At 67.8% G+C, this 13,120-nt stretch carries 7 protein-coding genes; all 7 read right to left on the reverse strand.

The genetic code is table 11. From position 1 onward, the window contains the following. Window positions 1-131: 131 nt before the first annotated feature. Window positions 132-4,658: a cellulose biosynthesis protein BcsC gene (locus FLG15_RS17375; RefSeq protein ID WP_057679846.1), complete on the reverse strand. Its 4,527-nt coding sequence runs from the start codon at window positions 4,656-4,658 to the stop codon at window positions 132-134. Beyond that, complete coding sequence (gene bcsZ / locus FLG15_RS17380; RefSeq protein WP_057679847.1) at window positions 4,640-5,821, reverse strand: cellulose synthase complex periplasmic endoglucanase BcsZ; 1,182 nt, start codon at window positions 5,819-5,821, stop codon at window positions 4,640-4,642. Before bcsZ ends, FLG15_RS17375 begins: the two co-directional genes overlap by 19 nt. Beyond that, on the reverse strand, window positions 5,818-8,145 hold the full coding sequence (bcsB, locus tag FLG15_RS17385) for a cellulose biosynthesis cyclic di-GMP-binding regulatory protein BcsB (protein ID WP_244665587.1): 2,328 nt from the start codon (window positions 8,143-8,145) through the stop codon (window positions 5,818-5,820). The genes bcsZ and bcsB overlap by 4 nt, the downstream gene beginning before the upstream one ends. 44 nt (window positions 8,146-8,189) lie before the next feature. Continuing rightward, entirely contained in the window at window positions 8,190-10,334 is a 2,145-nt protein-coding gene (gene bcsA, locus FLG15_RS17390; RefSeq protein ID WP_057679849.1) for a UDP-forming cellulose synthase catalytic subunit, read from the reverse strand. 84 nt (window positions 10,335-10,418) lie between these two features. Continuing rightward, a complete protein-coding gene (locus tag FLG15_RS17395; protein WP_057679850.1) occupies window positions 10,419-10,895 on the reverse strand; it encodes a hypothetical protein in 477 nt (158 codons plus the stop codon). 28 nt (window positions 10,896-10,923) lie between these two features. Next, window positions 10,924-11,379 carry a cellulose biosynthesis protein BcsD gene (bcsD, locus tag FLG15_RS17400; protein ID WP_057679851.1) on the reverse strand — a complete coding sequence of 152 codons (456 nt, stop codon included), beginning with the start codon at window positions 11,377-11,379 and terminating at the stop codon, window positions 10,924-10,926. A gap of 205 nt (window positions 11,380-11,584) precedes the next feature. Continuing rightward, complete coding sequence (gene pncB, locus FLG15_RS17405; protein WP_057679852.1) at window positions 11,585-12,763, reverse strand: nicotinate phosphoribosyltransferase; 1,179 nt, start codon at window positions 12,761-12,763, stop codon at window positions 11,585-11,587. Window positions 12,764-13,120 lie beyond the last annotated feature (357 nt).

Raw genomic sequence — 13,120 nt, forward strand, 5'->3', positions numbered from 1 at the left:
TCAGGGCGCAAACGCGATGCACGCGGCAGCCAGCTGTCGCATCATGCTCCGCTGCGTGCATTCGCTGCACACACCCTGCTGCGCGCACTTGCTGCATACCCGATCAGCGCCGCATCAGGCTTGCCAGGCCATCAGCGATCCGCCGCATAGGGCGAGGTCAGCACCTGCGGCGCACGCCCCAGCGCAGCGCCCAGGCGATCCATCACGAAACGCAAGTAGAGGTTGCTGCTGAACTGGTTGTAGTCGCGTGCATTGTTGAAGGTCAGCCGCCCGCCCAGAAACAGCTGCGGCGCCACCTGCCATTCGGCAGCGCCACTGAGGTTGTAGGACACCCCGGTGCGGCTTTCGCCCGCATACACCGGGTCGGTGTAGCGATTGACCAGACCGAGCAGCGCGGCCAGCGACGCGGCGTCGTAGGCTGCCTGTTGCAGGGTCGGGTCGGTGGGGAAATACGGCGAGGCGTCGGTGCTGAAATGCTGCACACCGACGCTGGCGTCCACCTTCCAGTTCACCGTCTGCCCGGCCGTGCGCCCGCTCCAATGCACCGGGAATCCCAGGTCCACATACTCCTGCGGGCTGAAGTAGCCACCGTGCCCGTAGGTGAAGCCGCTGAGATTCTTGTCGTACTGCATGGTGGTCAGATTGACGCCGGCGGTGAGTGATTGATGCTCGGTTTCCAGCGCATGCACGTAAAAGCCCAGGTCGACCTGGCGATGGTCGTTGTCGGCCACGTTGTTGCCCTGAAGCCGGTGCGCGGCAAGGTTGGCGTAGCCGCCGAGCAGGCCGTTGTCGGCAGTGGCCGACAACGAAAGACCGGTGCTGGTCACACCGCCCCATTCGCGACCGCTGCGGCCGTCCTGCGCACCGGCAAACGACAGCACGCTATCGGTGACTGCACGCCGCGAGGCCTCGGCCGACCAACTGACGGTGTCGCCAAGCTCGCCGCGATAGCCCACGCCACCGACCAGGTTCTGTTCCTGGAACCCGATCGGCGTGCTGCCCACATCGGCGCTGAAACCACCATTGCGATACCGCACGCCGACGCCCACGCCGGTGTCGTCCTGGCTGAGCCGGCGGCTGCCATTGCCGCTGGCGGCCATGGCATCGAGCGTGTCGGCCAGGCCGGCCGGCGTCTGCTGCGCGGCAGCCGTGCTGCCGGCCAGTGCGCGCAATGCGGCCGCATCGCCGGCACCCAGCTGTTCGCTGAGCGCGGCATTGCCCAGGATGTCGCGTGCCAGTTGCGCAATCGGCGTGGTGGAAGCGTTGATGCTGAGCAGGTAGGCCGGCAGCGGCTCGTTGGCCAACGCAGCCAGCGCAGCGGCATTGCTGTTGTTGTTCTCCACCAACAGCGCATTGAACAGGCCGGTATCCAAGGTGTAGCGGCGCAGGCGTTCGCGCGTGGCGGCGGTATCGCCTTCGGTGGCGAGCAGCTGATACATCGGCGAATCGATCAGCGTGTCGATCGGGCCACGGTTGGCGGCCAGCGCATCGCCGATGGCGCTTTGCGGGCCGGTGCCGAAGCGGCTGGCGGTAGCGTAGTCGGTGCAGAGCGTGCCGGCATCCACCACGGTCGGTGTCAGCGTGACGCCGAGCTTGCCCTCGCCGACGGCGAATTCGGCCTGCACCGGCATTTCGATATCGTCCAGACGGCCCAGGCCGTCTTCGCCGTCGCGTGCGCGATACAGCGCGCCGCCGGCAAGTCCGCCGCTGTTTTCCGCCTGCACGGCGCGCAATTCGTCGAGCACGCTGTTGCCGCCGCTGCGTGCAGGCAGTGCGTGCGCGGCGTTGCTGCGCGGTTGCAGATCGCTGCCCGACACAGGCGGCAGCGCGCCATGCGTGGAAGCGCGCAAGCGGCTGCCTGGGGCAGGCAACGTGGAAGACGCGCTGCTGGCGCGCACCGGTTGCGGCAACGCGTCGCGACCGATATCGGCGGCATCGACGGGTGCGGCAGTCGCGCCACGTGCGGCGCTGGGCTGCATGGCAAGCGCCGCGCCGTACGCGACCGGTGCGATTGCGACGTCGTTGTAGCCGCTGCCAGCGTCCAAGCGTTCGGACAGCCCCGCCGGCGAACGCGGCATGGCGCCGGTCATGCCGGAGAACGGGTTGAGCTGGCGACCGGACGCGGCGACGGCAGCAGGGCCTCGTGCAGACGCCAGGCCATTGTCGAGCTGCCCGGCCTGCCGTTGCTGCGCCGCCAGCGCTGCACGGAAATACTGCTCGGCCTTGCGGTTCTTGCCGGCACTGCGATACACGCGGCCGGCGGCCGCAAGCACCTCCGGCGACTCCGGCGCCTGCGCCAGTGCGCGTTGCAGATAGCTCTCTGCATTGCGCAGGTCCGATTGCGCGGCGGCGCTGTTGGCCGCTGCGGTGAGCGCGTCCAGATCGCTGGGCTGACGCTGCAGGATCTGCTGGTAGATCGCCAGCGCCTGGCGGTGCTCGCTGGCGGCCGCGTACAACCGCGCGAGCGCGGCCTGCGCATCGCGGTTGTCCGGCTGCTGCGCCAGTATTGGCGACAACGCGTCGTAGGCGCCTTCCAGATTGCCGAGCTCACGCAATGCATCCACCTGCCGCAGCGTGTAGGCGCTGCGCAGGCCCTGGTAGCGGCGCAGCTGCTCCGGGCTCATGGTGGTGGCCTGCAGCTGTCGCAACACCGCCGAGAGTTCGGCGTCCTGATGCGCGCGCAGCAGCACGCTGGCGTATTGCAGGCGGTCTTCGGTGCGCGGGTTGGCGCTGGTGACCAGCCGCTGGGCCAGCACCAGCGCGCGCTGGGTGTTGCCGGCGTCGGCATGTGCGCCGGCCAGGGCGGCCAGCAGTTGCGGATCGTCGAGCTGATTGCCCAGCGCCGTCTCGGTACGCGCCAGCAACTGCTGCGCCTCGCCCACCCTGCCTTGCGCGACCAACTGCCGCGCCTGACGCGCCTGCAATTCGATCCAGGCGGTGGCGCGCAGCTGGGTGATCGCCGGCGTGCGTGCCGCGGCTGGAATGCGGTCCAGACTGTCGTAGGCGCCCTGCCAGTCGCCGCTTTCCTGCGCCAGCAGCGCATTGGCGTGCAGCGCCTCGGGTTGGTCGCCATGGACCGCGAGCAGGCCGTCCATCACGCTGCGCGCCTGATCCGGGCGGCCAGCCTGCTGGTACAGCCGCGCCAGGTCCAGACGGATCCAGGCATCGCCGGGGCGTTCGACCATGGCCGCTTCCAGCTCGGTCTGCGCACTGACCGCATCGCCGCCATCCAGAAACTGCCGCGCACGGGCGCGCTGCACGTTGGAGCGCAGCAAGGCTTGGCCACCGGATTTGGCGCGCTCGGCCGCGGGCAGCCGGTCGAACAACGCGCTGGCTTCCTGCAGGCGACCCTGGCGGCTGTACAGCCCGACCAGGCCCTGCAACGCGCCGGCATTGTCGGCCTCGCGCGACAAGGCTTTGCGATAGCTGGCTTCGGCAGCAACCGGGTCGCCGGCGGCCTGCACGTCACCCAGCGCCACGTGTCCGGCCGGCTCGTTGGGCAGCAGTTGCACCGCCTGCTCCAGCAACTGGCGCGCCTGCGCCAGATCGCCGCGCGCGCGCGCCGCGTCGGCCTGCTGCAGCTGCTGCCAGTAGCGGGCGCTCTCCAGTGCGCTGTTCCATTTGCCGTTGCTGGCCGCGGCCGGGCGCAGCAGTTCCTGCGCCTCGGCAAAGCGCTGCTGACGCAGACGTACCGAGCCCAGGCCGCCGAGCGCTTCGGGGTCGCGCGCACGTGCACGCAAGACCTGGGTGAAGCGTTGTTCGGCTGCGCTCAAATTGTTCGCGCTGAGCGCACGGAAGCCTTCGCCCAGCAGCACGCCATTGGGATCGGCCGGCGTGGCGGCCACCGTGCGTTGCGCGCGCAGCTGGCCAAGTTTGGCGGTCACTTCGGCATCGTTCGGGGTACCGGCGAGAAATGCCTGGTACAGCGGCGCATCGGCCATGCCGGCATTGAGCCACAGCAGCGCCTGTCGCCAGCTGCTGCGTGCCGGCCCACCCACGTCCGCGCGCTGGGCCAGCGTGCGCAATTGCGCGATGCCGTCGCGGCGGGTGGGTTCGCGGTAACTGAGCACCTGCGCCAGCGCCAGCTGCACGGACGGATTGCCCGGGTCGCTGGATTGCAGGCGTCGCAGGCCGTCGCGGGCACGCTCCCAACCGGTGGGAGTGCCCGCCAGCGACTGGTAGTACTCCAGCGCCAGGTTCGGCGGCGGCGACTTGCCGGCGAAGGCGGCCTCGTAGCTGCGCGCGGCTTCCACATAGCGCCCGGCGGCAGACGCGCGGCGTGCATTGCGCAGATTGGAATCTTCGCCCGCGCCGCTGCTGCCGCGCGCGCCGATCGCCACGCGCAGGCGCTGCGCCTGCGGCGATTGCGGATGCGCACCTTCGAGTTGCTGCAGGCGCTTGCGCGCTTCGGACTGGCGCCCCTGCGCCAGATCGATCTGGGCCAGGCCGAGCACTGCGTCGGGTTGGTCCGGGTCGATGCCGAGCAGCTTCTTCCAGGTGTCGGCGGCCAGATCGTCGCGGCCCTGGTCGTGCCAGTAGTTGCCCTGCTCCACCAGCTGCTGGGTGGCGCTGGTCTGCGCCTGCGCTGCCGGTGCAGCGAGCAGGCACAGCGCGAGCATGCCGGCGAGGTAGAACGGCTTCAGGTCGTGGCGGCGCATGCAGGGGTTCTCCAGGCGGGCAACAGGCGCCCGTCTGCGGCGAAGCGGTAGCGGTTCTCAAGCCATCCCTGTCCGAACAGGGCCAGCGTGCGTTCGAAATACGGCAATGCAGCGGCAGCCGGTTGCGTGGCGGCGGGCACCCGCTGCGCCTGCGCCTTGAGCAGCGCGGGCTTGCCCAGTGCGCTCAGGTACGGCAGCAGCGCCGCAGAAAATCCCACCGGCAGCGCGCCGGTGCCCGCACCGCGTGCGGTGTCGATCTTTTCGGCGGGCGTCTGCTGCGCGGCGAGCAGGTCGGCCGGTCCGGACAGGTCCTTCAGCAGGCGCGCGCGCAGCGGCTCGCCGGCGTCCAGCATGCCGGCCCACAGGTACACGCGGATGGCGTCGTAGCTGCCGACATTGCCGCGCTTGGGATCGGCATTGAAGGTCTTGCCGTCCCACACCGTCCAATCCGGGGCAAACCCCACCGGCGCGCTGTCATGCAGCACGCGCGCGCTGTTGGCGGCGATGGCAGCCCATGGGCCCTTGGGGTCGGCGTTGGCGCAACGACGCAGCACCTGGATCGGCAGATAGCTGGGATTGAGCGTCCAGCGCCCGTTGTCGACGAAGCCGGTGCGGCCCGGCAGCAGCATCGGGCCCAACCCGGGCAGCGCGGCCACTTCCTGCGTGCGAATCAGCTGCAGCATCTGCTGGCCGGCCTTGAGGTAGCCCGGGCGGCCCCACAACCGGCCGGCTTCCAGCAGCGCATAGGCAATCCACAACTCGCCATCGCTGGCCGTGTTGGCGTCCAGCACGCGCCAGGCGCCGCTGCCATCGCGGCCCCACAGCCATGCGGGCAGGTTGAGATCCGGGCGGCCGCCGCACAGGTTGTGGCGGGTCCAGCTCAACACCTTGTCGAACAGCACCTGATCGTTGTTGACCAGTGCGAAGAACAGCGCATACGACTGCCCTTCGGAGGTGGAGCGTTGATCGGGATTGAGAAAATCCACCACCCGCCCATCGGGCTGGATGTGCTTGTCGACGAAGGCGCTCCACAGCGGCCACGGCCCGCACTGGCTGGGCGCCGCCATCGCGGCTGCCGGCAGCAGCGCAGCCACGCCAGCCAATGCGCCTGCATGCAGCAGGCGACGGCGCGTCATGCCACCGCCAGGCGCGTGCGCGCTCATGCGCCGCCACCGTCGTTGAGCCGCTCGGCCGTGTGCCTGCGCAGCAGCACGCGTGCGGCCAAGGCCAGCAACAGCGCCAGCAGCACCACGGTGAAGGCCAGCCACACCGGGTGGTGCGAGAAATACCAGCGCAGCCAGGTCGGCAGCGGCAGATGCCCCACGTAATAGCTCTGGTTGCCGACCAGGCTGGTGACCTTCTTCTGCTGCAGCAACACCACGCTGCCCTGGAAATCCTTGAGCAGGGTCGGGTCAAACCAGGCCTCGAACAGGCGGCTCATGTTGGCCGGGTCTTCGGTCTGGAAGGCGACCACGCTGCGGCCAGCTGCCAGTGGCGATTGGAAGCCCATCAGCAGTACGTCGTCCGGCTGCGGCTGCAGGGCGATCTCGGCGGTCGTGGGCAGGTCGGTGCGGCGCGCATCGAAGGAGAGAAAGCGCGGCAGTCGTTCGAACAGCCAGTCGGTCAGCGCAAAGCTGGTCGCCCGCCCGTCCTGGCCGATCGGCAGATACGCGCGCCATTGCTTGAACAACGGTTGCGATTCGGCACTACCGAGCAACAACAGATCGCGGCCGGCATGCTGCTGCACCGCGCCGGCGCCAGTGATCTGCGCATGCAGCGCCGGGTAACCGGTGGACGCGCCGAAATGCCCGAGCAGGGTCAGCACGTTGCTCAGGTCCTGATCGCCGGGATTGTCGGGCAGCACGATGGTGGATTCGGACAAGTCCGCCAGACGCGTGAACGGGTAGCCGGCATTGGCGAACGCCGCCAGGTTCGGCATCGCCATGTAGTGGTGGAAGCCGCTCAGGTCGATGGTGGAATCGGCATCGATGGCGCCGGACACATCCGGGAAGGTGTTCTTGCACGCTTCGCCCTGCGGGCGATCGAAGAAGAAATGAAAGCGCAGCTGGCTGTTGGCCGAAAACGCGCCCACCGGCAGCGTCAGCTCCTGATGCACCGGCATGCTGCCGCGCGTGCCCAGGCTGTTCCACCAGCGCATCGGCGTGGATTGAGCGAACGGGCGACCGGTCAGCGGCAGCGTGGTCACGAACGATTCGTTGATGCTGACATTGAGCGCGGATTTGTTGTCCTGCTCCGGCAGCGTGTAGCGGTAGTTCAACGCAACCGGGATCCCGTCGCGTTCCCACACGAACAGGTCCGGCGGCAGTTGCAGGCCGACCCGGATCAGGTCGGGGTGATAGCCGGTGACGTTGAGCTGGCTGGGCTGGGTGACCAGATCGCCGAAGCGTACCGGGCGCTCGCTCGACACCCAGTTGGGTGCGTCGTAGGGCCGCCGCGGCGCAGGCGCGCTGATGTCGCCGATGCGGGCCACCGCACCGGTCAACGGTGCGTGCAAGGCCAACGCGGTGGCGGCACGCTGCAGGTCTTCGCTGTTGCGGCCGAGCACCAGCAGCAGCTTGCCGTTGCGATCGTTCGGGTTGGCCAGCACGGCCACGGTGGGCCCGCGGATGTCGGCCACGCCGCTGTCGGCGGTCGCAAATTGCGCGGGCAAGGTGCTGGGCGTGGCGAAGACGACCGCGTTCCCGGACGCCGGCAAGGCCTCGGTGGACGCCGGGAACACCGCGCCGCGGTAGCCGGCCAGGCTACCGAACCACGAGGCCACCGTGCCGGCCGCCTGCAACGTGGCGGTGTCCGGGCGCTGCGGAAAATAAAACGGCAATTCCAGCCGGCGCGTGTCGCGCACATCGAAGAACGGCACCGGCAGCAACGCCAGGTTGTTGGCCAAGGCCAGCGGCGTGGTGGTCAGCGACAGGCTGGTGGCCGCATCCACATTCGCCCACAGACTGCTGTGGTCGGGGTCTTCGCAATCGCGCGTGTAGTGGCCGATCAACTGCAGGTTGAGCTGGTTGTAATCGGTGACCAGGCGCGGGTCGACCGGCAGATCGGCCGAGAGCAACTTGCCGGCGTTGGCCTTGTCGGTGGGCAGCGTGGCCACGGTGACGCCGTTGATGGTGACCTTGAGGTGCGACAGGTCGGGCAACAGCGAGGGCGAGTAGCTGTATTTGAGATTCAACGTGGCCGCGGTGACGATCTCGTCGCTGCGCACGCTGAAGGGCACGCCGGCGCTGCCCTGCACCCCGCGCAAGGTGATTTCGTAATCGATGCCCAGCTCGCGCAGCGTTGCCGCACGCGTGCTGCCGCCTGGCAACGGCGCCGCTGCGAAGGCCACGGGCACCTGCGCAGGCGTGGCTGCCTGCATCTGGCCACCCGCCTGCGCAGATGGCGTTGCAGGCAGGGACTGTTGCGCCTGCGCCAGGCCTGCCAGCAAGGTCAACGCACAGCTCAACACAGCCGGGAACATCCGCATCAGCGGCGTCCTGGTAGAGCACAGGGAAACATCACGCATCACACTCACGACTCCAGATCCACCGGGCGCCTGGGACGAAAGCCCTGCCGCGCGCTGTCCACGATATGCCCGCCCAGTCGGCCGAATCCGCGGGCACTGGCTTCCAGCACCTGGCCCATCGAGCGCCAGAACGAATCGCGGTCGTGCTGGCCCCACTGCGACAGCCAGATGTCGGCGCGCGCGAAGGTCGACGCCACCAGCCAGCGCTCCTGTTCCATCGACATCTGCGTGAACTGGATGCTGACCTGTCCATCGCGATCCTGGCGCACCACCGCCGGCAAGGTCTGCTCCACGCCGCGATGGCTCAGGCCGATTTGCACCGGCAAGCCCGGCTCGATCGGCTGCGGCTGCGCGAGCGTGATCGCCATGCCGCCCGTGGAAAAATTCACCGAGCGACTTGGCAGCACACCGCCATCGGGCAGATACAGATTCACCGGCACATCCAGCGGCACACGGTGGGCGCTGCGCACCTGGCGCGTTTCGCTGGCGGTGGCAATCGTGGCGCCCAGCAGCACCATGTTGTAGAGCGTCCAGGCCAGGTTGAACCAGATGGTCTGCTGCTCGCCGCTGCCGCCGACATAGATCAGCCGCAGCACGCCGGCCACCACGCCCACCACGTTGAGCAACAGCAGGAACAGATACGGCTTGGCGATCTGCGCATCGAAATAGCTGCGCGCCACCAGCCCGCCCTTGGGCGTGACGTTGAACTTGCCGAGCTTGGGATTGAGCAAGGCCACCAGCGTGGGACGGAAGATGTACCAGGCCAGCGTGGTTTCGTAGACCTCGTTCCACAGCAGATGTCGGAAGCGGCTCTGCACGCGCAGGTTGGTCAGGTTGGCCTGCAAGATATGCGGCAGGGCGTAGGCCAGGATCATCAACGCCGAGGCCTGGATCACGTGCGCGCCGAAGAACAGATAGGCCAGCGGCGCAGTGAGATAGATGATGCGCGGCAAGCCGTAGAAGAAGTGCAGCATCGCGTTGAGGTAGCACAGCCGCTGCGACAGTTTGAGCCCACGCCCCAGCAAGGGGTTGTCGATGCGTGCGATCTGCGCCATGCCGCGCGCCCAGCGGATGCGCTGCGCCACGTGGCCGGACAGGCTTTCGGTGGCCAGGCCCGCAGCCTGCGGCACGGCCAGGTAGGCGGTGCGGTAACCGCGGCGCTGCAGCTTGAGCGCGGTATGCGCATCTTCGGTGACCGTTTCCACCGCCACGCCGCCCACTTCTTCCAGCGCGGTGCGCTTGATTACCGCACACGAGCCACAGAAGAAGGTGGCATTCCACTGGTCGTTGCCATCCTGCAGCAGGCCGTAGAACAACTCGCCCTCGTTGGGCACCTTGCCATGCGTGTCCAGGTTGCGCTCGAACGGGTCCGGCGAAAAGAAATAATGCGGCATCTGCACCAGTGCCAGCTTGGTGTCGTGCAGGAACCAGCCCATCGCCACCTGCAAAAACGAGCGGGTCGGAATGTGGTCGCAGTCGAAGATCGCCACGTACTCGCCGCTGCACTTCTTCAACGCCGCATTGATGTTGCCGGCCTTGGCGTGCGCGTTGTTGGTGCGGGTGACGTAGTTGATGCCGACCTCGGCGCAGAACGCGCGGAACTCGTCGCGACGGCCGTCGTCCAGCAAATGGATGGTGATCTTGCCGGCCGGCCAATCGATCACGCTGGCCGCCAGCACGGTGGTGCGCACCACCGACAGCGGCTCGTTGTAGGTCGGGATGAACACGTCCACGCTGGGCCACAGGCGCTGGTCGGCCGGCAGCGGCACCGGCTTGCGGTTGAGCGGCCACAGCACCTGGAAGTAGCCCAGCACCAGGATCACGAAGGCATACAGCTCGGCGCCAAGCAGGCCCAGGCCGAGGATGAAATCCACCGCGCTGCCCACGCCCATGGTCTGGGTCATGCGCCACCAGATGTAGCGGCACGACACCGCCAGCGACATCCCCATCATCATCAGGATGACCACGCGCCCGCCGCGGTTGCGCACCGCCAGCGCCACCGCGAACAGCACGCCGGAAAACACCAGCTGCTGGCTCACATCCATCGGCACGGCCACCACGAACACCAGCAGCAACGCACCCAGCAACCACAGCGCCCAGGTCGCCAGCGTGGGCAGCGGTGATGCGGAATGGCGGCTGGCAGCGGTCATCAATCGTCCTTCAGGCATGGCGGCGTGCGGCACAACAAGCGACAAGCGCACCGGCGCCTGCAGCGGGGAACAATGGGCAACAGGTCAACGCGAACGCAGGCGCTTGAGCGGGCTTTGCGCGCAGCTGCGCGCGTCGGCCTGCAACAGGCGCTGGAACAAGCGCTCCAACGGCGTCTGCGCCGGCCGATCGGCCGGCTGCACGCCGCGCGGCGCAGGTTCGTCGAGCTGCCGCAACTTGCGCAGCGGGGCGAGCGCGTCCGGCACCTGGTCTGCTGCCGTCACGACCGGTTGCAGCGCACGCTCCGGTACCGGCACGGCAGCCGGCATGCTCAAGCTCGGCGTCGGCGCTGCAACTCCCACCGGCGGCTGCACGGGATCGGGCGCAACGGCGAACGGTTCGACCGCTGCCGGCGCATCGGCCTGCGGCAGGCTGGAGGTGCGCGGCGGCAGCTGGGTGTAGGCGAAATCGTGGTACCCCTGGCCCGCCGGCGTCCCCAAACGCGCGAACAGGCCCGACACATCGTCATGTTGGGTTGCGTCCTTGCCCTTCTTTGCTGTCATCACACTCTCCTTGCCCGATCAGACATGCTCATGCCGTGCGCGCCAGCACCAGGCAGCGCACATCGACGGTGTCGCTCGGCACGCTCTGTACCGCCAGACCTGCCAGCATCCCCAGTTGCCAAAACCACCCCTCGTACACGCCCTGCAAGAACCCATCGCTCCACGCGGCGCCATGCAGCGCCACGCTCAACGGCGCCCCCGCGTGCCGGATCTGCACATGGTCGGTGTACTCCTCCAACACGCACTGGCCCCAATCGCAGCGGTCCCACACCGCATTGGCCGCGCGTTGCGCGTCATCCAGCGTGGCGCACGGCGCAAGCCGCTGTTCGCGTGCGAAGCGGCGGCCGATTCGCGCCATCAACAGGGCCAGATCGTCTTCGGACAACTCGGCACCGAACTCCTCGGCCATCGCGCGCACAAACCCCAGCCATTGCCGGGAGCAACTGCGCGTGCGGTATAGCGGCAGCGGGTCGAGTGCACTCATTCAACAGACTTCGCAAGGAAAAGGGCCGTCACATGCGACACATGCACCCGATGTGATGCATGTGTGATGACATGTTAGCGGCCGCCACCTTCGAATCGAGAGCTGCGTCTCACTTTTTTCGGGCATTCCCCGACAGCGTGTAAGGAATTTCTGTAGCGGGCGGGCACACCCGCCAGTCAGTCCCCTGCGGGATTGCCCTGATCGATCAACCTTCTGCCATCGGCGGCAGTCCGAACACGTCGCGCAGATAGCGCAGATACCCCGTGTCCTCGCACATGCTCTTGCCGGGCGAATCGCTGAGCTTGGCCACCGGCTGGCCATTGCAGCGGACCATCTTGATCACGATCTGCAGCGGCGTCGGCCCCAGATCGTTGGTCAGGCTGGTACCCACCCCGAAGGCCAACCGGCAGCGCGTATGGAAGTGCTGATACAGCCGCATCACCTTGTCGATATTGAGCCCGTCGCTGAACACCAGCACCTTGGTCCGGGGATCGACGCGATGCGCTTGCAGATGCGCGATGACGCGCTCGCCCCATTCGAACGGGTCGCCCGAATCGTGGCGCATGCCATCGAACAGCTTGCAGAAATACAGATCGAAATCGCGCAGGAACGCATCCAGCCCGACCACGTCCGACAACGCGATGCCCAGATCGCCACGGTATTCGCGCGCCCACGATTCCAGCGCCGCCACCTGCGAATCGCGCAGCCGCGGCCCCAGCGCCTGGAACGCCTGCAGATACTCGTGCGCCATCGTGCCCAGCGGGGTCAGACCGTACTGCTTGGCGAAATACACGTTGCTGGTGCCGACGAACTGCTCGCCCAGGCCATCGCGCAGCAGCGGCAGCAACTCGCCATGCCATTGCCGCGAGTAGCGCCGCCGGGTGCCGTAGTCGGCGATCTTGCAGCCGGCCGGCATGCTGCGCAGGCTCGCCACCTTCTCGCGCAGGCGGCTGCGGCCCTCTTCGAAATCCGGCTCGGAGGTATTGCGAAACCATACCTCGTTGATGATCGCCAGCAGCGGCACCTCGAACAGGATGGTGTGCAGCCACGGCCCGCGGATGGTCAGCTCGATCTCGCCCGGATGGGTGGCCGATGCGGTCAGGCTCAGGTACTTGCGATCCAGATGGAACAGCGCCAGGAAGTCGGCGAAGTCCGGCTTGATGAAGCGCAGGCTGCGCAGGTAATCCACTTCATCCTCGCGCAGCCGCAACCGGCACAGCGCATCGATCTCGCGCGAGATCTCATCGATGAACTGCGCCAGGTCCACGCCGGGAGTGCGGCATTTGAAGCGGTAATCCACCTGCGCTGCCGGGTGCTGGTGCAGCACTGCCTGCATCATGGTGAATTTGTACAGGTCGGTGTCGAGCAGCGAATGGATGATCATGCCGCCGGATTATGCCCTTGGCGGCGATGGCAGCGCGTGCAGTGCGCAAGCCGCGTGACCGCGCACCGCACCTGTGTCCTCGGGCAGACAGCCGCGATCGCCAAGTAGGGCCAGCGCGTTTCAACCCGTCCTGCGCAACGCAGCCGCTGACGGAAGATGAAGTCGGAAGGCATGCAACGTGACGCCAGCACGCGCGTCTGCGCCCGCCTGACGCGCGCATCGCCGGTGCCCCCATACCCGTGCAGCGCGATGTAACGCGACCAGACCACCGACGCGGGCCCGCATCACGTGCAAGGCCGGCGCCAGAAGCCCGCGCGTGCGAGCGGTATCTGGCGATCCGGGGCACTGGCCGCGCCC

This window comes from Xanthomonas phaseoli pv. dieffenbachiae, assembly GCF_008639345.1.
GTDB lineage: Bacteria > Pseudomonadota > Gammaproteobacteria > Xanthomonadales > Xanthomonadaceae > Xanthomonas > Xanthomonas phaseoli.

Excerpts from the sequence above, each read along its gene's own strand:
- bcsA (WP_057679849.1), bottom strand. The coding sequence starts at position 10,334 with ATGACCGCTGCCAGCCGCCATTCCGCATCACCGCTGCCCACGCTGGCG.
- bcsB (WP_244665587.1), bottom strand. The coding sequence starts at position 8,145 with ATGCGGATGTTCCCGGCTGTGTTGAGCTGTGCGTTGACCTTGCTGGCA.
- FLG15_RS17395 (WP_057679850.1), bottom strand. The coding sequence starts at position 10,895 with ATGACAGCAAAGAAGGGCAAGGACGCAACCCAACATGACGATGTGTCG.
- bcsZ (WP_057679847.1), bottom strand. The coding sequence starts at position 5,821 with ATGAGCGCGCACGCGCCTGGCGGTGGCATGACGCGCCGTCGCCTGCTG.
- bcsD (WP_057679851.1), bottom strand. The coding sequence starts at position 11,379 with ATGAGTGCACTCGACCCGCTGCCGCTATACCGCACGCGCAGTTGCTCC.
- pncB (WP_057679852.1), bottom strand. The coding sequence starts at position 12,763 with ATGATCATCCATTCGCTGCTCGACACCGACCTGTACAAATTCACCATG.
- FLG15_RS17375 (WP_057679846.1), bottom strand. The coding sequence starts at position 4,658 with ATGCGCCGCCACGACCTGAAGCCGTTCTACCTCGCCGGCATGCTCGCG.